A 19,066-nucleotide genomic window follows, 5' to 3' on the forward strand; every position below is an offset into this window, starting at 1 on the left:
TTTTGTTTTGTTATCCACCCTGCCGGACCGGCGTTCAGGCGCAAACTGGGCGCTGGAACACCATCCGAGCTTGCGTTAAAGGGATCGTGAAACGCAGGAAGGGCATCGGTAAATGGCACGGCATCTGATCACCTCGGCAATCCCATATATCAACGGGATCAAGCATCTGGGCAATCTTGTGGGCAGCCAGCTGCCGGCGGATCTGTTTGCCCGCTACCAGCGCGCCCGCGGCAACGAAGTCATGTTCATCTGTGCCACTGACGAACATGGCACCCCGGCCGAACTGGCCGCCACCAAGGCCGGTCAGCCGGTGGCGGATTATTGCGCCGAAATGCATCTGGTACAGGCGCAGATCGCCGAAGGCTTCGGGTTGAGCTTCGATCATTTCGGCCGTTCGTCAAGCGAAGCGAACAAGATGCTGACCCAGCATTTCGCTGTAAAGCTTTACGAAAACGGCCTGATCGAAGAGCGCTCTGAGACCCAGATGTATTCGCCCACCGACGGGCGTTTTCTGCCTGATCGCTATATCGAAGGCACCTGTCCCAATTGCGGTTTTGAAAGTGCGCGGGGCGATCAATGCGATAACTGCACCAAGCAACTTGATCCCGTCGACCTGATCAAGCCGCATTCCACCATTTCCGGCGCCACCGACCTGGAAATGCGAGAAACCAAACACCTCTACCTACTGCAATCCAAGATGAAGGATCAGCTTGAGGACTGGATCGACACCCGCGAAGGATGGCCGATCCTGACCACCTCGATCGCCAAGAAATGGCTGACCGACGGCGACGGGTTGCAGGATCGCGGCATCACCCGCGATCTGAGCTGGGGCGTCCCGGCGCAATTCGACGGCGCACCATGGAACGGCATGGACGGCAAGGTCTTCTATGTCTGGTTCGACGCGCCGATCGAATATATCGCCTGCGCACAGGAATGGGTCGATGCGGACAAGGGCAACGATTGGGAACGCTGGTGGCGCACCGACAAGGGTGCCGAGGACGTGACCTATACCCAGTTCATGGGCAAGGATAACGTGCCGTTCCACACCCTGTCCTTCCCGGCCACCATTCTGGGTTCGAATGAGCCGTGGAAGCTGGTCGATTATATCAAGTCGTTCAATTATCTGAATTACGACGGCGGCCAGTTCTCTACTTCGCGCGGACGCGGCGTGTTCATGGATCAGGCCTTGGATATCCTGCCGGCGGATTACTGGCGCTGGTGGCTGCTTAGCCACGCGCCGGAAAGTTCGGACGCCGAATTCACCTGGGAAAATTTTCAGGTGTCGGTGAACAAGGATCTGGCCGACGTGCTGGGCAATTTCGTCAGCCGGATCACCAAGTTCTGCCGCTCGAAATTCGGCGAAGAAGTGCCGAAAGGCGGGGCTACTGCTGCGGAATCAGCAAAATCAACTGATTCACATGGCCATTGGCTGGTCTTTAGTATCGCCAAACTCCTCGCAGAGTATGAAGATCAAATGCAGCATATGGAGGTCAGGAAAGCGGCTCATACCCTTCGCACGATTTGGGCTACGGGAAATGAATACCTGCAACAATTTGCACCTTGGTCAGTATATAAAGAAGACCCTGCGGCAGCGGCAGAGATCATTAGGTTTTCTTTGAATTTGGCCCGTCTTTTCGCCGTGCTGTCGAAGCCTTTCATTCCAAGCACTTCAGAAAAAATACTTCGGGATTTGAACTGTCCCGACGCGGGCTGGCCCCGAGAGAACAACTCAGAAGAAAAATTGCGAGCGAATGCTGTAATTGAAGCTCTGTCCGCGCTGCCTGCCGGTCACAGCTTCACCGTGCCCGACGTGCTGTTTGCCAAGATCACCGACGAACAGCGCGAAGAGTGGCAGCAAAGGTTCGCCGGGGTGCGGGACTAGGTTCATCGCCTTGATCGCCTGACGCGGACGGAGGGTCGCGCCCTCCCTCGGGCGGGCGCATCAAACCTTTGTGGTCTGTAGTTTATCTTGAAGCCCCGAACGCCGCCTGAACGGTACGCCACATCGCCAATGCGCCCTCCCAAGGGGGAGGGAGGGCGCCGCCCGGCGGCGCATAGCGCCTTGTTCCGGGCCAAAACGGCAAAGACGGCACGTCATGCATCCCGCTTCAACAGAAACCGCTCTGGTGCCCTTGGCCCTGACGCGGAAACATGCAAACTCCCCCGGAAACGAGAGGGAGTTTTTTTCATGAACGGCGCAGAAAGCCTTGTCCAATCCTTGCTGGCGGCTGGAATCGATACCTGTTTTGCCAATCCCGGCACCAGCGAGATGCATTTCGTGTCCGCCCTGGATCGCCATCCCGGCATGCGCTGCGTGCTGGGCCTGTTCGAGGGCGTGGTGACCGGCGCCGCCGACGGCTATGGCCGGATGATGGACAAACCCGCCGTTACCCTGATGCATTGCGGGCCGGGTCTAAGCAACGGCATGGCCAACCTGCACAACGCGCGCCGCGCCAACACGCCGGTGCTGAACCTGATCGGGGATCAGGCGACCTCGATTGTGCATCTCGATCCGCCGTTGGCCGCCGACACCACCGCCTTGGCCAGCAGCCTGTCGGTCTGGACCCGCCGGTCGGTCGATCCTGCCCGCGTCGCCGCCGACGCGATGGAAGGTGTGCGCGCCAGCATGGAAGCCCCCGGCGTGGCCAGCCTGATCCTGCCTTCGGACACCGCCTGGACCGAAGGCGGCCAAATCGCCGCCTACCTGCCCCCCGCTCCCCCCACCGGCCCGACCGGGTTGGCGGTGGACCGCGCTGCGCAGATGCTGACGAATGGCAAAAAAACCGTGCTGTTGCTATCCAACCGGGCGCTGCGCGAAGCGCCTTTGAAAATTGCCGGGCGCATCGCGCACAAGACCGGCGCACGGCTGATGACCCTGTCGCAGATCCCCCGCCTGCAGGCCGGGCTGGGCCGGGTGCCGATTGAACGCATTCCCTATAACGTCGACCTGTCGATCAAGGCGCTGGAAGGCGTGGAACAGATCATCCAGATCGGCGCACGCGAACCGGTCAATTTCTTCGCCTATCCGGACAAGCCCAACGTGCCGATGTCCGAGGGCTGCACCTGCCACATGGTCACCCGCCCCGATCAGGATCACATGGCGGCGCTCGACGCGATTGCCGACGCCGTGAAGGCGACCGAAGAGGCCCCGCTGCCCGCCGCCCCCGATCACGGTCGGCTGAGCGGTGCGATCACCCCCGAATCCCTTGGGGCCGCGATCAACCAGAACCTGCCGGACAATGCGATCATCGTGGATGAAAGCGTCAGCTTCGGGCGGGCGCTGCTGCCATCCTTCACCACCGCGAAACCGCATGATTACCTGCACCTGAACGGCGGCGCGATCGGGCTGGGCATCCCAATGGCGACGGGGGCGGCCGTGGCCGCACCGGGCCGGCGCGTGGTGGCATTGCAGGCCGACGGATCGGCGCTTTATACCTTGCAGGGGTTGTGGACGCAGGCGCGCGAAGGGCTGGATGTGACCACCGTGATCCTGTCGAACCGGCGTTATGCGATCCTGCAAGGCGAAATGACTGCCGTGGGCGCCAATCTGGGCCCGGCAGCGCAGGAGCTGTTCAACCTCGACCGTCCCGCCACCGATTGGCAGGCCATCGCCAAAGGCTTCGGCATTCCGGCGACACAAGCGGCGGATATGGAAAGCTTCGTCACCCAGCTCAACCGCGCCAATGCGGGCGACGGACCTCGACTGATCGAATTGATGATCTGACAAAAGAAAACCCGCCGGACCGGCGGGTTTTTTTGTTTCGCTCTAAGCGGCTTGATCAGCTTTTCTTCACGAACTGGGTCAGGATCACGATGCGCTGACCTTCGACCCGGCCTTCGATATGACCCTCGTTATCGGCAACAAGGGAAATATTGCGCACCGGGGTGCCACGCTTGGCGGTAAAACCGGCACCCTTGACCGGCAGGTCCTTGATCAGGACCACGCTGTCGCCCTGCGAAAGCACCGCGCCGTTGCTGTCACGGTGGATGATTTCGGGTTCGGTGGAAAGACCGGCTTCGGCCCATTCCATCACTTCGGGTTCCAGATAGGCGATGTCCAGCAGATCGCGCGCCCAAGCGGCATCCAGATTGTGCAGCATCCGCCAAGCCAGAACCTGAACCGCAGGTTCGGTCGACCAGATCGCGTCATTCAGGCATTTCCAATGCGGCGCATCTTCGGCCCCGTTTTGCACCCCGTCGGCGCAAGTGGCGCAGAGCATCACGCTATCGTCACGCGGGGCAACCTGAACAGGTTGCGTTTCGGCAGCACCACAGAATGCGCATGCATCAGTCATCGGAATTTCCTTTCATTTGGGTTGCCTGCTTATCCGCCTTGATCCCGGTCTTGTCTAGATGCCCGCATCAGGCGGAAGGAACGCCGATTGTCGCGGCAACCGCGGCCTGCCAACGCGCATAACGCCGATCGCGTTCGGACGGTTTCATCTGCGGTTCGAACTGGTCGGCCCGCGCCCATGTCGCGGCAAAGCCGTCCTGATCGGGATAAATCCCGGCCCGCATCCCCGCCAACCACGCCGCACCCAGCGCGGTGGTTTCCAACACGCCCGGTCGATCGACCGGCGCACCCAGAATGTCGGCCAGAAATTGCATCGTCCAATCCGACGCCGCCATGCCGCCATCGACCCTGAGCGTGGTCTGGCCGGTTCCGCGCGCGGCAACCGGCCAATCGGCCTGCATCGCCTGCAACAAATCGCGGGTCTGGAAACCGACGCTTTCCAGCGCTGCACGGGCGAATTCGGCCGGGCCCGATCCGCGGGTCAGACCGAACACCGCCCCCCGGCAATCGGGTTGCCAATAGGGCGCACCAAGGCCGGTAAAGGCAGGCACGATCACCAAATCCTGCGCCGGATCGGCGGCTTCGGCCAGCGCCTGCGTCTGCGCCGCCTTGTCGATGATCCCCAAACCGTCACGCAGCCACTGCACCACCGCGCCCGCGATGAAGATTGACCCTTCCAGCGCATAGGTGGGTTTGCCGTCCAGTTGATAGGCAATCGTGGTCAACAGCCGGTTTTGCGACGGCACCGGCATATCGCCGGTATTGAGCAACGCAAAACAGCCGGTGCCATAGGTTGATTTCATCATCCCCGGCTGAAAACAGGCCTGACCGATGGTTGCGGCCTGCTGATCGCCGGCCACGCCCAGAATAGGAACCTCGGGGCCCAGAATATCGGTCACGCCGAAATCGGCGGCGCAATCGTGGACCTTTGGCAGCATCGACATCGGGATGTCGAGCAAGCCGCAAATCTCGACGCTCCAGTCGCCTTTGTGAATGTCGTAAAGCATCGTGCGGGCGGCGTTGGTGGCATCAGTCGCATGGATGCGGCCTTGGGTCAGGTTCCAGATCAGGAAACTGTCCACCGTGCCAAAGCGCAGCTTGCCTGCCTGCGCCCGGTCGCGGGCACCGTCGCAGTGATCCAATATCCATTTCACCTTGGTGGCAGAAAAATACGGGTCCAGCAGCAGGCCAGTGGTGGCGCGAACCAAGTCTTCATGCCCGCCATCGCGCAAAGCGGCACAGGTATCGGCGGTGCGGCGATCCTGCCAAACGATGGCATTATAAAGTGGCACACCGGTTTCCGCGTCCCAGACCAGCGTGGTTTCCCGCTGATTGGTGATACCGATCGCGGCTAAGTGTGCGGCATCGATCCCGGTCTGCGCCAACACTTCGCGGGCGGTCTGCACCGTGGTCGCCCACAGGTCCGCCGGATCATGTTCAACCCAGCCCGAAGCCGGAAAATGCTGGGGAAATTCCTGTTGCGCCACCTGCACCACGCGCAGATCCTGGTCGAACAGGATCGCGCGGCTTGACGTGGTGCCCTGATCAATCGCCAGAACATAGTTCATTTCATCCCTCCCCCTTTGGCCACAGAGTGACCAATCCGCGCATCAGTTGCCAGCCCTCACAACTGCGCTTCGATCCAATCCTCGACCGCTGCCACCTGCCGGTCGTCCAGCCGCAGCCCCAGTTTCGAACGCCGCCACAGGACATCCGCCGCCCCTTGCGCGAATTCGCGGGTCAGCATCCAGCGCAGTTCGGCTTCGGTCAGGGTGGCACCGAAATCGTGGCCCAGATCGGCGGCGCTTCGGGCATCGCCCAATATCTGCGCCGCTTCGGTGCCATAGGCGCGGAACAACCGTTCGGCCCATTTTTCGGTTAGGAACGGATAGCGGCGGATCAGCGCCGCCTTGTGTTCTGCCACCTGTGTCACCGGCAGGTCGCCCCCCGGCAGCGCCACGCCCGCGGTCCATCCCGTCTGCGACGCGCCCAGAACCGGGGCCAGTTTTTCCAGCGCATGTTCGGCTAGTTTGCGATAAGTGGTGATTTTGCCGCCAAAAACCGACAATAGCGGCGCGCCATCACGGTTCAGTTTCAGCACATAATCGCGCGTCGCCGATTGCGCCGTTCCGGCCCCATCATCGTAAAGCGGCCGCACCCCGGAATAGGTCCAGACGATATCGTCCGCCGTCAATTGCGTTTTGAGATAGCCATTGGCGAAATCCAGCAGGTACTCGGTTTCCGTTTCGCTGATCCGGGCCGGATCATCGGGATCGGCATGGTCGGCGTCGGTGGTGCCGATCAGGGTGAAATCCTGTTCATAGGGAATGGCAAAGATGATCCGCCCATCGTTGCCTTGCAAAAAATAGCATTTGTCATGATCAAACAGCCGGCGGGTGACGATATGACTGCCCCTAACCAGCCGGATCGTGGCCTGACTGTCGACATGGGCGATATCAGACAGGGTTTCGCTGACCCACGGCCCTGCGGCATTGACCAGCGCCCGCGCCGTCACCTCTTGCGGCCCGGTTTCGGTTTGCAGGCTGATCCGCCACAGATCGTTGTCGCGCCGGGCCGCGACGACCTTGGTCCGGGTCATGACCTGCGCCCCGCGTGCGACGGCATCGCGGGCATTCAGCACCACCAACCGCGCATCATCGACCCAGCAATCGGAATATTCATAAGCCTTGGTGAACCGGTCCTGAAGCCCCTGCCCGACCGGATCGGTTGTCAAGTCCACCGCGCTGGTGCCCGGCAATATCTTGCGCCCGCCAAGATGATCATACAGCAACAGCCCGAACCGGATCATCCAGTTCGGCCGCCGCCCCTTCATCCACGGCATGATAAGCGACAGCAACCGCGACGCCGGGGTTTCGCCGTCAAACCGCATGTCTTTGTGCAACGGCAACACGAAGCGCATCGGCCAACTGATATGCGGCATCGCCTGCAACAGCACTTCGCGTTCGATCAACGCTTCGCGGACCAGCCGCAATTCGAAATATTCCAGATAGCGCAGCCCGCCATGAAACAGCTTGGTCGAGGACGACGACGTCGCCTGTGCCAGATCGCCCATTTCCGCCAACCCAACCGACAACCCACGCCCCGCAGCGTCGCGGGCAATGCCACAGCCATTGATGCCGCCACCGATAATGAAAAGGTCAAAGGGTTCTGTTCCGGACATGTCCGCGACTCGCCTTGGTTCCGTCTTATCTGTCTTGGGTTTCGAAAATGTTCGCGTCAAGTCGAAAACATTCGCTTATGCGCGATATATGACGTTTTCGCCGATTTTCCTTGCGCATACCGTGCAAAAAGGAAAAATAACGAAAAACGGACCGAACAGATGACCCAGAATTTCCGCCATCCCGAAATCCTTGATCTGGCGCGCCGCCGGGGCAAGGTCAGCGTTGACGATCTGGCCGGTCATTTCGGTGTCACCGTGCAAACCATCCGCCGGGATCTGACCGAACTGGCCGATGCCGGCCAACTGGAGCGTGTGCATGGCGGTGCGATGCTGCCTTCGGGGGTGCAGAATATCGGCTATGACGACCGTCGCGGCCTGAACGCGGCAGCCAAGGCCAAGATCGCAGAGGCCTGTGCGGCACAGATCCCCGAAGGCGCTTCGCTGTTTCTCAATATCGGCACCACCACCGAAGCGGTCGCGCGGGCGCTGCTGCGCCACCGCAATCTGATGGTCGTGACCAACAATCTGAACATCGCCAATATCCTGGCACAGAATCCCGATTGCGACGTGATCGTCGCTGGCGGCAGTCTGCGCCGGTCGGATGGCGGACTGACCGGCAGCCTGACCATGCGGATGATCGAACAGTTCCGCACCGATATCGCGGTGATCGGCTGTTCGGCGCTGGACGAAAGCGGGGATCTGCTGGATTTTGACGTGGCCGAAGTTGGCGTCAGCCAGACGATCCTCGCCCATGCGCGGCAGCGTTTCGTGGTGGCCGATCATTCGAAATGGGCCCGTTCGGCCCCGGCACGGATTACCAATCTGGCCGATATCGACATGTTTTTCACCGACCAGTCGCCACCGCAGGATGTGCAGACGCTTTGCGATCAACGGGACACCAAGGTTGTAAAAACCTCAACTTTGATAAATGATTAAAAAATAGTCTCTCTGCTCAGGAAATGTCACAGAACGATCGCAATTCCTTACGCCGCTCATTGCATCCCGGTCGCTTTCCTTTTCTGCTCAGAGAACGAAACACTTTTACGATCGCGGGAACATGGATACGCAATCAAAATTCTTCGACGAAATGTTCGGCGGTGCCGATACCCCTCGCAGCCCCTATTCACGCTATTTCGACTGGTTCGAAAGCGAAGATCCCAAGGAACTGCGGAAAAAATCGCTGGAAGCCGAGGCATTTTTCCGCCGCATCGGGATCACCTTCAATGTCTATGGTCAAAAGGGGGCCGATGAACGTCTGATCCCGTTCGACATTGTCCCGCGGATCATTTCAGCGCGCGAATGGCAACGTCTTGAAAAGGGAATCGAACAACGGGTACGGGCGATCAACGCTTTCTTGCATGACATTTATCATCGGCAGGAAATCGTCCGGGCCGGGCGTCTGCCGCAGGCCCTGATTGCCCGCAATGTCGCGTTTGAACCCAAGATGATCGGGGTAAACCCGCCCGGCGGTGTTTACACCCATATCGTCGGTACCGATCTGGTGCGTACGGGCGAAGATGAATTCTACGTGCTCGAAGACAATGCGCGCACCCCATCCGGCGTATCCTATATGCTGGAAAACCGGGAAACCATGCTACAGATGTTCCCCGAACTGTTTACCAAACTGAAGGTGCGCCCGGTCAGTTCCTACCCACAAAGCCTGCGCCGGTCGCTGTCCGACTGCGCCCCGCCCGCCTTTGACGGCGACAAACCAGTGATCGCGGTACTGACCCCCGGCATTCACAATTCGGCCTATTTCGAACACGCATTCCTGGCCGATCAGATGGGCGCCGAATTGGTCGAAGCCCACGATCTGCGGATCATTGACGGTCGCGTTGCAATGCGGACCACGCGCGGTTTCACCCCGATTGATGTGATCTATCGCCGGATCGATGACGAATATCTTGATCCGCTGAATTTCAAACCCGACAGTATGCTGGGGGTTCCGGGCATCCTCGATGTCTATAAATCCGGCGGTATCACCATCGCCAACGCGCCCGGCACCGGCATTGCCGACGACAAGGCGCTGTATTCCTACATGCCCGATATCGTCGAATTCTACACCGGCGAAAAGGCGATCTTGCAGAATGTACCGACCTGGCGCTGTTCGGAACCCGACAGCCTGAAATACGTGTTGGACAACCTTGCCGATCTGGTGGTCAAGGAAGTCCACGGATCAGGTGGCTATGGCATGCTGGTCGGCCCGGCCGCCAGCAAACGCGAACTGGCGCGGTTCGAAAAGAAACTGCGCGCCCGGCCGGGGGCCTATATCGCCCAGCCGACGCTGGCCCTGTCCACGGTGCCGATCATGACCAAGAAAGGTCTGGCCCCGCGCCATGTCGATCTGCGCCCCTTCGTACTGGTGTCCCCACAAAAGGTGCGGATCACCCCCGGTGGGTTGACCCGCGTGGCGCTGAAAGAAGGATCACTGGTGGTCAATTCAAGCCAGGGCGGTGGCACCAAAGACACTTGGGTATTGGGGGACTGAACGGATGCTGGGAAAAACCGCTGGCGGATTGTTCTGGATGTTTCGTTACCTGGAACGCTGCGAAAACACCGCGCGACTGATCGATGCCGGGTGGCGCATCGCCCTGACCCGGCTGGGCGATGGTGACAATGAATGGGAATCGATCATAAACACCGCCGGAATCCGGGACCTCTACGAACAGAAATACGATAATTTCGACGCCGCGCATGCGATCAATTTCCTGCTGCGCGACACCGACAACCCGTCTTCGGTCCTGTCGTCGATCGGGGTGGCACGGTCCAATGCGCGGCTGGTGCGCACCGCCCTGTCGGCCGAAGTCTGGGAAGCCGTCAACGAATACTGGATGACGATGAAGGCGGCCCTGGCCCGCCCGGTCAGCGATCGCAACCTGCCCAAAGTCCTCCATGAAATCCGCAGCCAGACGGCGGTGGTGCGCGGCACCTTGGCCGGAACCATGCTGCGCAACGACATCTATAATTTCTGCCGTCTGGGCACGTTTCTGGAACGCGCTGACAATACCGCGCGCATCCTTGACGTGAAATATTACGTCCTGTTGCCGTCGGCGTCTTTCGTGGGATCTTCGATGGACAATACCCAGTGGGAAAACATCCTGCGCTCGGTCTCTGCCGAACGCGCCTTTGGCTGGCTGCATGGCGGCGACATTTCAGCCCCGGCAGTGGCGGATTTCCTGATCCTCGACAAACGAATGCCGCGTTCATTGGCGTTCTGCAATGAAAAGATCCGCGGCAATCTGGAACATCTGCAACAGGATTACGGTCCCCGCCAACCGTGTCAGGATTTCGCCGATGCGATCTGCGCGAAATTCACCGGTCGCCATGTCGATGACGTTTTCGAAGACGGGCTGCACGAATTTCTCGAAGCCTCGATCCGGGACAACACGATGCTGGCCAGCCATATCGAAAACGATTTCCGGTTTAACGGGTGAACACAATGCGCCTGAAAATAACACATGTAACGACATACAGTTACGATCATCCAGACGCCTATGCGCTGCAACAGTTGCGGCTGATTCCGCGCACCGGTCACGGTCAGCATGTTCTCGACTGGCAAACCACCATTACCGGCGCTACGCGGCAACTGGGCTATGACGATGAATTCGGCAATCACGTCGAATTGCTGCTGATCGAACCCGACACCACCCGGGTTGAAATCGTCAGCGAAGGTCTGGTCGAGATCGAAGACCGGGCCGGCGTGGTCGGGCAGCAGAAAAACTGTGCGCCGCTGTGGTTGTTCGAAGCCGCGACACCGTTCACCGCGCCGGGCAAGGCGCTGCGGCAACTGGCGGGCAAGTTAAAGCCGAAACCGGATGAAACTGGTCTGGAACGGGCCCACCGGCTGTGTGCGAAAGTGGCCAAGCTGATGACATTCACCCCCGGCCACACTGCCAGCCACACCACCGCCGAAGAGGCGCTGAAGGATGGCAAAGGCGTCTGTCAGGACTACGCCCATATCATGATCGCGGTGGCGCGGATGATCGGATGGCCTGCCCGCTATGTGTCGGGTTATCTGTATATGGAAGATGTCGAAGATCAGGATGCCAGCCACGCGTGGTGCGAAATCTGGATCGAAGGGCTAGGCTGGATCGGATTTGACGCGGCGAATGAAATCTGCCCCGATGACCGCTATGTCCGGGTCGCGATCGGGCGCGATTATCGTGACGCAGCGCCAATTCACGGTATTCGGCACGGATCGGGACGCGAAGATCTGCATGTGGCGTTGAAAGTTCAGGCGCAGACTGATCAATAGGGTCAGCACGCCGCGAATCAACAAATCGGGCTCTTGTCATGACATATTGCGTTGGCCTTACCTTGGACTGCGGCATGGTCTTCATGTCCGACACCCGCACCAATGCGGGCGTCGATAACATTTCGACCTTCCGCAAGATGCGAATCTGGGAACAACCCGGGCAACGGTCGATCACCTTGATGAGCGCCGGCAACCTGGCCACCACCCAGGCCGTGGTCAGCCTGCTGGAAGAACGCGCCAAGGAAGTCGCCGAACGCGATCCCGGTATTCTGAACTGTGAAAGCATGTTTCAGGTCGCTACCATGGTGGGCGAAACCCTGCGCGAAGTGATCCAGAATAACAGCCAGAACGGCCAGCGCGCCGAAAGCACCTTCCACGCGACGCTGTTGGTGGGCGGACAGGTCGGCGACGGCCAGATGCGATTGTTCCTGATCTATCCCGAAGGCAATTTCATCGAAGCCAGCGACGACACCCCGTTTTTCCAGATCGGCGAAACCAAGTATGGCCGCCCGATCATCCTGCGCGCCTATGATCCGGCGATGAGCTTCGAAGATGCCATCAAGCTGCTGCTGGTATCATTCGATTCCACCATCAAGGCCAACCTGTCGGTCAGCCCGCCGCTGGATGTGCATGTCTATGAAAAAGACAGCCGGAAAACCGGAAAAGTGTTCAGGATCGACACCGAAAACGCTTATTTCCGAGAAATATCAGAAGGCTGGGGCGTGGCGCTGCGTGAAGCCTTCGCCAGCCTGCCGAATTTCGATTTCGAAAAATCCCTGACCAGACCCGAGGCGAGCTTCCGGCACAAAGATTCCGAAAGCTGATTGCCGGGTTTCGGCGCATCTGGTCGCGCCAAAGCCCCCCCCGACGGGCGGCGGTGCCACTATCCCTGCTTTTTCAGGAATCCTTCGAACGCCGCCAAGGTGCGTTTCGATACGTGGTGTTCGATCCCTTCCGCGTCCATTTCGGCAACATCTTCGGGAACGCCGACAGCGATCAGCAATTCCACCACCATGCGGTGACGGGCGCGGACCCGGTCGGCAAGCGCGCTGCCCTCTTCGGTCAGGAAAACCCCACGATAAGGCCGCGCCGTGGCAAGCCCTTCGCGCTTGAGCCTTGCAATCGCCTTGGTCGCGGTCGGTTGCGCCACGCCCATGCGTTCGGCAATATCGGCAACCCGCGCTTCACCCAGTTCGGCAAGCAGGTCGCCAATCATTTCGACGTAATCTTCCAGCAAGGCAACCGATTGCATCTGCCGGGCACGGGAAAACCGGTCGGCCTGTTGCTGCGGCTCTATAGGGGTGTCGGGCATGGTCGTATCCCCAATTCTTCATGAGTCAGGAAGCATGTATAGCCAAGGGATAGCATCACTGCCAGCCCCTTCGACAACAAGTTCTGGCAATTCAAATTTTATCATTGCACAGAATATAGCATTGGCTATAAACGCAGGCGCAAACAGATCACGAGACCTTTCATGCAAAACATGACCCATAGAACGCGCAGCGGAATCACCGCCGTTCTGACCGGTGAACGCCATGGCTGGCGCAGCAAGCTGTTGTTCGCCGGTCCCGCGATCATCGCTTCGGTCGCCTATATGGACCCGGGCAATTACGCCACGAATATTCAGGCCGGCGCGGGTTATGGCTATACCCTGCTTTGGGTGGTTTTGCTGGCGAACCTGATCGCGATGCTGTTCCAGTCATTGTCGGCGCGGCTGGGCATCGTGACGGGCAAGAACCTTGCCGAATTGTCGCGCGATCATTTTCCCAAACCGTTGGTCTGGGTGATGTGGGCGATCAGTGAAGTTGCCGCCATGGCCACCGATCTGGCCGAATTCCTGGGCGGGGCAATCGGGCTGTCGCTGCTGTTCAACCTGCCGCTGATCGTCGGCATGGTGATCACCGCGATCGTGACCTATGCGATATTGCTGTTCGAAGGGCGGGGTTTCCGCCCAATGGAGCTGATCATCGGCGCCTTGGTGGCGGTGATCGGGCTGTGTTATCTGGCCGAGTTGTTGATCGCTACGGTCGATTGGCCTGCGGCGGCATTGGGCATGATGCAACCGGCCTTGCCCGACAGTGCGGCCTTGACCATTGCGGTCGGGATCATCGGCGCCACCGTCATGCCGCACGCGATCTATCTGCATTCCGGCCTGACCCAATCGCGCGCGGATGTCCGCAATGATACCGACCGGCGCAAAGTTCTGAAATTTTCCAATATCGAGGTGGTTCTGGCGCTGGCCGTGGCGGGGATGGTCAACATGGCGATGGTGATGATGGCCGCAAGCGCCTTTCATCAGGGCCATTCGGACGTGGCCGAAATCGAAACCGCCTATCACACGCTGACACCGCTGCTGGGGGCGGCGGCGGCGGGGATATTCCTGACCTCGCTGATCGCATCGGGAATTTCCAGTTCGGTGGTGGGTACCATGGCCGGGCAGATGATCATGCAAGGCTTCTTGCATATCCGCGTTCCGATCTGGCTGCGCCGTCTGGTGACGATGCTGCCCGCCTTTGTCGTGGTAGCAATGGGGGTGAACGCAACGCAGGCTTTGGTGGTAAGCCAGGTCATCCTGTCCATCGCCTTGCCGGTGCCGATGATCGCGCTGATCGTCTTCTCCGCCCGTCGGGACATCATGGGGGATTTCAGCGTCGGACCGGTGCTGCGCACCCTAGCGGTGGTGGGGGCGACGGCGGTATTGGCGCTGAACTTCATCCTGCTGGCGGACACGTTCGGGGTTCCGATGCCGTTTCTGGTTGGGTAACCTCCCCCGAAACGGAAATTTGACCTTGGGCCTCAGGCTTCGATTCCGCGCCTCATACAAGCGGGACCGGCGGCGGAGTGAATAGCCCCTAGATTTGTAGACGCCTTGCTTGGTAATTTTGCTCCATAATGCCGCTATAACGCAGTGACGCGCGCTCCCGAAAACGGCCCTTCGCGCGGGGCTGCATCATTGGATGCAACGCGCAAGGCCCGAACGTCGATCTCCGCATTATAGGCAATCAGAATGCAATAGATCGTCCATTTGTAGCTGACCGGACGGCCGCTACCACCGCCTCGGCGTTTATCCCGAAGTGCTGATACAGCTGCCCGATGTTGCCGGTCTGACCAAAGTGTTCCACCCCCAGAGGAAGCGTCTGATGTCCGGCCACCGCACCCAGCCAAGAAAGCGTTGCCGGATGCCCGTCAACCACGGTCACGATCCGGCAATACCGCGGCAGCGCTGCGAACAGTCCCTCGATATGGGCGATCGCGTCGATGACGCCTCGGGCGCGGGCACGTTGTGCCGCCATCCAGCCCGCATTCAGCCGGTCAGCCGAGGTCACCGCCAGTACGCCGACATCGCGCCGGGCTTCTCCGATCATGCCTGCGGCGCGGATCGCTTCGGGTGCCACCGCCCCCTGATAAGCGATCACGACCTCGCAATTGGGCCCCGGTTTGCGCAGCCAGTAGGCCCCGTCGATCGCGCCCTGGCGGAACGTATCGTCGACACGCCGCCCGGGCTGTTCGATCGGGTTGGTCGTCAGCCGTAGATAGACCGACCCACCCGTTTCATCACGCAGCCACGTGCGTTCGTCCGGGTCGCCTTCGCCGTCGCGCTGCAGGTAATCGAACGCCCATTCCATGATCACCGCCAGTTCATCCGCGAAAGCGGGTTCGAAGGCCGCAAGCCCATCCTGGCTCATGCCGATGAGCGGCGTACCGACGGATTGATGCGCCCCACCCTCCGGCGCCAGCGTCACGCCCGAGGGCGTGCCGACCAGCAGGAAACGCGCATCCTGGTAGCAGGCGTAGTTCAGCGCATCGAGACCACGGGCCACGAACGGGTCATAGACCGTACCGACCGGGATCAGCCGCTTTCCGAACAGCGAATGCGAAAGCCCCGCCGCCCCCAACAGCAGCATCAGGTTCATCTCGGCGATGCCCAGTTCGATATGCTGGCCTTCGGGCGTGAATTCCCATTTCGCGGTCGAAGGGATACGATGCTCTATGAAGGCATCGGCCATCGCGGCGCGGGCGAAAAGCTTGCGCCGGTTGACCCAGGGTCCAAGACTGGTGGTGCCGGTCACATCCGGCGACATAGTCACGATCCGGCCCGCTAGGTCGCTGTCGCCCTTGGACAGATCATCGAGGATTTTACCAAAGGCGGTCTGGGTCGAAATCATCCGATTCGTGGCGACCTCGATGGCGGGGACAGGCAGACGCGCGTCGGAATAACGCCGCGGCCCCTTCGCAAAGAACGGCACGCTATCGAGGAAGGCGCGCAGGGCATCGGGGTCCGCGACCGTCGCAAAGGGATCCCATTCCCGCCCTTCGGCCACTCCCATATGGAGCTGCCAGTCGGCGAACTGCGTCTTGTTCATCAGACCGCCGTGATTGTCCTTGTGCCCGGCGATCGGCGTGCCCCAGCCCTTGACAGTATAGGCCAGAAAACAGGTGGGCCTGTCGTGATCGATGGCGGCAAAGGTTTCGGCCATCGTCTCTACGCAGTTGCCGCCAAGGTTTTCCATCAGCGCCGCCAGCTCGGCATCGCTGCGCCGCTCGATCAGCGACGTGACCTCGCCCTGATCGCCCAGATCATCCAGCAGGCGCTTGCGCCACACCGCGCCGCCCATGAAGGTCAGCGCCGAATATTCCTGGTTGGGGCAGCTGTCGATCCAGTCGCGCAGGCGGTCGCCACCCGGTTCGGCAAAGGCGGCGCGCTGCAGGGCCCCGTGCTTGATGCGCACCACATCCCAGCCGAAGGTGTCGAATATCTTTTCGACCCGCGCAAACAACCCTTCGCGCACGATCCCGTCCAGCGATTGGCGGTTATAGTCGATCACCCACCAGGTGTTGCGCAGATCGTTTTTCCAACCTTCCTGCAGGCACTCATAGACATTGCCTTCGTCCAGTTCCGCATCGCCCACCAAGGCCACCATCCGGCCCATGACCTGATCCGCGCCCCAGTCCTTGGCCTGGATGTAATCCTGCACCAGCGAGGCGAAAGACGTGATCGCGACCCCCAGTCCCACCGACCCGGTCGAGAAATCCACATCATCGATATCCTTGGTCCGGCTGGGATAGGACTGCACCCCGCCATAGCCACGGAAGTTTTCCATTTTCTCGCGGGTCTGGTTGCCCATCAGGTACTGCATGGCGTGGAAGATCGGGCTGGCATGGGGTTTCACCGCCACCCGGTCCTCGGGGCGCAGCGCGGAAAAATACAGCGCCGTCATGATCGACACCATCGAGGCACAACTGGCCTGATGCCCGCCAACCTTGATCCCGTACTCGTTGGACCGGATGTGGTTGGCGTTGTGGATCATCCAATGCGACAGCCACAACAGCCGTTGTTCGATGGTCTTGAGGTGTTGGGTGCTCATGCTGGTCATCCTGTATACTGGTGGTGTCGGGCGCTGCGGCGTTACCGGACTGCATCCAGCGCCTGCGCCAGGTCGGCCTGCAGGTCTTCCAGATCTTCCAGTCCGGTCGAGATTCGGATCAGCCCTTCCGATATACCATGGGCGGCGCGTTCCTCGGGCGTATAGGTGGCGTGGGTCATTGAGGCCGGATGCTGGATCAGGGTTTCGGCATCGCCTAGGCTGACCGCGCGATGGATCAGGGTCAGATCGTTCATCACCCGTTTGCCGGCTTCCAGTCCGCCCTTGACCTCGAACGCTATCATGCCACCGGGGGCCGCCATCTGGCACTGTGCCAAATCGCGTTGCGCGAAGGAAGCCAGGCCGGGATACCAAACCTTATCGACGGCAGCGTGGTGCTCCAGCATTTCGGCAAGGGCCTGCGCGTTTTCGCAATGGCGCTGCATCCGCAAATGCAAGGTTTTCAGACCACGCAAAATCAACATGGCGTTAAAGGGGGACAGCACGGCACCCGTCATGTCCTTCGTGCCCACGGTACGGATTTGCGTGATCTCTTCCAGTCGCCCCACCACGAGCCCGGCCAGCAGATCGCCATGCCCGCCCAGATACTTGGTCGCGGAATGGACGACGAAATCGGCGCCCAACTCGATCGGGCGGGTCAGGACGGGCGTGGCATAGGTATTGTCCACGATCACCTGCGCGCCATGGGCATGGGCGATGTCACAGGTCGCAGCGATATCCACCAGTCGCATGTTGGGATTGGCCGGGGTTTCGAAATATACGAACCGGGTCTTCGGGCCGATGGCCGCGGCCAGATTTGCCGGGTCGGTCATGTCGATATGGGTGATCTTGATGCCGAACCGCGCCAGCCCATGCTGGAACAGCGCGAAGGTGCAGCCATAAAGCGTGAGGTCCGTAATGATCTCGTCGCCGGGCTGCAAAAAGGTCCACATCAGGGACGTGATCGCCCCCATTCCCGACGCATTGGCCAAGGCGGCCTCGGCCCCTTCAAGACTGGCGATCCGGCGCTCCAGCAGGTCGTTGGTGGGGTTGGAAACCCGCGAATAAATATAGCCGGAACGTTCGCCCGCAAAGATTTCGCCTCCTGCCTCTGCGGTTTCGAACGTGTAGGTCGACGTCAGGTGCAGCGGCGGGGTCAGTGCGCCATGCTCTTGCATCGGATCATAACCGAAGTGGATGGCGCGGGTAGCGAAACCTGTGGTCGGGGTATTGGGCGATTGGGACATTTCCAGCTCCTGATTTTTTCGGCAGGATGCGTTAATTTTCACGGCAGGTGCTTGCTAATTATGCCCTTATTATGGATATATTTGGCATAATATGCCATAACGAGACATGTAATGGACGCAAAAGACCTACAAATCCTGCGTGAATTGCAGAATGACGGGCGACTCAGCAATGCCGAGCTGGCCGAACGTGTGGCCCTGTCGCCTTCGCCTTGCCTGCGACGGGTCCGGCTGTTGGAAGAACGCGGCGTGATCGAGGGCTATACGGCAATTGTGAACCAAAAGGCCTATGGCCTGCCCGTCACGGTGTTCATCCAGATCCGCTTGGATCATCATTCCACCGAAGCCGCGCAAATCTTCGAGCACGCGATCCAGACCATCGACGAGATCATGGATTGCCATTTGATGACCGGAGAAACGGATTACATGTTGCGGGTCGTGGTCAGCAGCCTGGAAGAATATGAACAGTTCGTCCGGAATCGGTTGCATCCAATTCCCAACGTCGCCTCGATCAACACCAGTTTCGCCTATGGGGTCGTCAAGAAAAACCGTGCTTTGCCAAGGTGAGCACCCGGAGGGAGATGGATTTCGATTAAATTGATGATGGTCAGCCCCATCTGAGTGGTCCAGCTTAATTGTTAGTGCATGACTGTCAATCGGCATTCAAATCTGCCCCCCTAACCACCGACCGACTTTCAGCATGACTGCGCACTGAAGCTGACGCGCTCG

15 protein-coding genes are annotated in these 19,066 nt (G+C 60.0%); 9 read left to right on the top strand and 6 right to left on the bottom strand.

Annotated features, from left to right (window positions below; translation table 11 throughout):
* Window positions 1-112 precede the first annotated feature (112 nt).
* On the top strand, window positions 113-1,882 hold the full coding sequence (gene metG / locus TG4357_RS10005; RefSeq protein ID WP_058262757.1) for a methionine--tRNA ligase: 1,770 nt from the start codon (window positions 113-115) through the stop codon (window positions 1,880-1,882).
* 306 nt (window positions 1,883-2,188) lie between these two features.
* On the top strand, window positions 2,189-3,724 hold the full coding sequence (locus TG4357_RS10010) for an acetolactate synthase large subunit (protein ID WP_058262758.1): 1,536 nt from the start codon (window positions 2,189-2,191) through the stop codon (window positions 3,722-3,724).
* Window positions 3,725-3,779: 55 nt separating this feature from the next.
* Here the strand turns inward: TG4357_RS10010 and TG4357_RS10015 are convergent, their stop codons facing one another.
* From TG4357_RS10015 to glpD, 3 genes are all read right to left on the bottom strand, one after another.
* Window positions 3,780-4,295, bottom strand: a complete 516-nt coding sequence (locus tag TG4357_RS10015) for an alkylphosphonate utilization protein (protein ID WP_058262759.1) — start codon at window positions 4,293-4,295, stop codon at window positions 3,780-3,782.
* A gap of 67 nt (window positions 4,296-4,362) precedes the next feature.
* Window positions 4,363-5,862, bottom strand: a complete 1,500-nt coding sequence (gene glpK, locus TG4357_RS10020) for a glycerol kinase GlpK (RefSeq protein WP_058262760.1) — start codon at window positions 5,860-5,862, stop codon at window positions 4,363-4,365.
* A 56-nt stretch (window positions 5,863-5,918) separates the two neighbouring features.
* Window positions 5,919-7,475 (bottom strand): glycerol-3-phosphate dehydrogenase, encoded by a 1,557-nt coding sequence (gene glpD / locus TG4357_RS10025; RefSeq protein ID WP_058262761.1) that lies wholly within the window; start codon window positions 7,473-7,475, stop codon window positions 5,919-5,921.
* A 159-nt stretch (window positions 7,476-7,634) separates the two neighbouring features.
* On the opposite strand from glpD, the gene TG4357_RS10030 reads away from it, so the two are divergent.
* From TG4357_RS10030 to TG4357_RS10050, 5 genes are all read left to right on the top strand, one after another.
* A complete protein-coding gene (locus TG4357_RS10030) occupies window positions 7,635-8,411 on the top strand; it encodes a DeoR/GlpR family DNA-binding transcription regulator (protein ID WP_058262762.1) in 777 nt (258 codons plus the stop codon).
* Between the two features lie 121 nt (window positions 8,412-8,532).
* Window positions 8,533-9,963, top strand: coding sequence for a circularly permuted type 2 ATP-grasp protein (locus TG4357_RS10035; RefSeq protein ID WP_058262763.1), 1,431 nt, complete (start codon window positions 8,533-8,535; stop codon window positions 9,961-9,963).
* A 4-nt stretch (window positions 9,964-9,967) separates the two neighbouring features.
* Window positions 9,968-10,909, top strand: coding sequence for an alpha-E domain-containing protein (locus tag TG4357_RS10040; protein ID WP_058262764.1), 942 nt, complete (start codon window positions 9,968-9,970; stop codon window positions 10,907-10,909).
* 5 nt (window positions 10,910-10,914) lie between these two features.
* Entirely contained in the window at window positions 10,915-11,730 is an 816-nt protein-coding gene (locus TG4357_RS10045) for a transglutaminase family protein (protein ID WP_058262765.1), read from the top strand.
* Window positions 11,731-11,768: 38 nt separating this feature from the next.
* Window positions 11,769-12,554 (top strand): proteasome-type protease, encoded by a 786-nt coding sequence (locus TG4357_RS10050; RefSeq protein ID WP_058262766.1) that lies wholly within the window; start codon window positions 11,769-11,771, stop codon window positions 12,552-12,554.
* Window positions 12,555-12,613: 59 nt separating this feature from the next.
* Here the strand turns inward: TG4357_RS10050 and mntR are convergent, their stop codons facing one another.
* Window positions 12,614-13,042: a manganese-binding transcriptional regulator MntR gene (mntR, locus tag TG4357_RS10055; RefSeq protein ID WP_058262767.1), complete on the bottom strand. Its 429-nt coding sequence runs from the start codon at window positions 13,040-13,042 to the stop codon at window positions 12,614-12,616.
* A 162-nt stretch (window positions 13,043-13,204) separates the two neighbouring features.
* Here mntR and TG4357_RS10060 point away from each other — a divergent pair, with 162 nt between their 5' ends.
* Window positions 13,205-14,494 (top strand): Nramp family divalent metal transporter, encoded by a 1,290-nt coding sequence (locus tag TG4357_RS10060; RefSeq protein ID WP_058262768.1) that lies wholly within the window; start codon window positions 13,205-13,207, stop codon window positions 14,492-14,494.
* A gap of 238 nt (window positions 14,495-14,732) precedes the next feature.
* On the opposite strand, the gene TG4357_RS10065 is transcribed toward TG4357_RS10060, so the two are convergent.
* Both TG4357_RS10065 and TG4357_RS10070 read right to left on the bottom strand, forming a co-directional pair.
* The gene (locus tag TG4357_RS10065; protein WP_139193675.1) at window positions 14,733-17,096 is read right to left on the bottom strand and encodes a thiamine pyrophosphate-binding protein; all 2,364 of its coding nucleotides are present in this window, start codon (window positions 17,094-17,096) and stop codon (window positions 14,733-14,735) included.
* 41 nt (window positions 17,097-17,137) lie between these two features.
* Complete coding sequence (locus TG4357_RS10070) at window positions 17,138-18,340, bottom strand: methionine gamma-lyase (protein ID WP_058262770.1); 1,203 nt, start codon at window positions 18,338-18,340, stop codon at window positions 17,138-17,140.
* Between the two features lie 111 nt (window positions 18,341-18,451).
* On the opposite strand from TG4357_RS10070, the gene TG4357_RS10075 reads away from it, so the two are divergent.
* Window positions 18,452-18,904 carry an Lrp/AsnC family transcriptional regulator gene (locus tag TG4357_RS10075; RefSeq protein WP_058262771.1) on the top strand — a complete coding sequence of 151 codons (453 nt, stop codon included), beginning with the start codon at window positions 18,452-18,454 and terminating at the stop codon, window positions 18,902-18,904.
* Window positions 18,905-19,066 lie beyond the last annotated feature (162 nt).

The sequence above is a fragment of the Thalassovita gelatinovora genome, assembly GCF_001458355.1.
GTDB lineage: Bacteria > Pseudomonadota > Alphaproteobacteria > Rhodobacterales > Rhodobacteraceae > Thalassobius > Thalassobius gelatinovorus.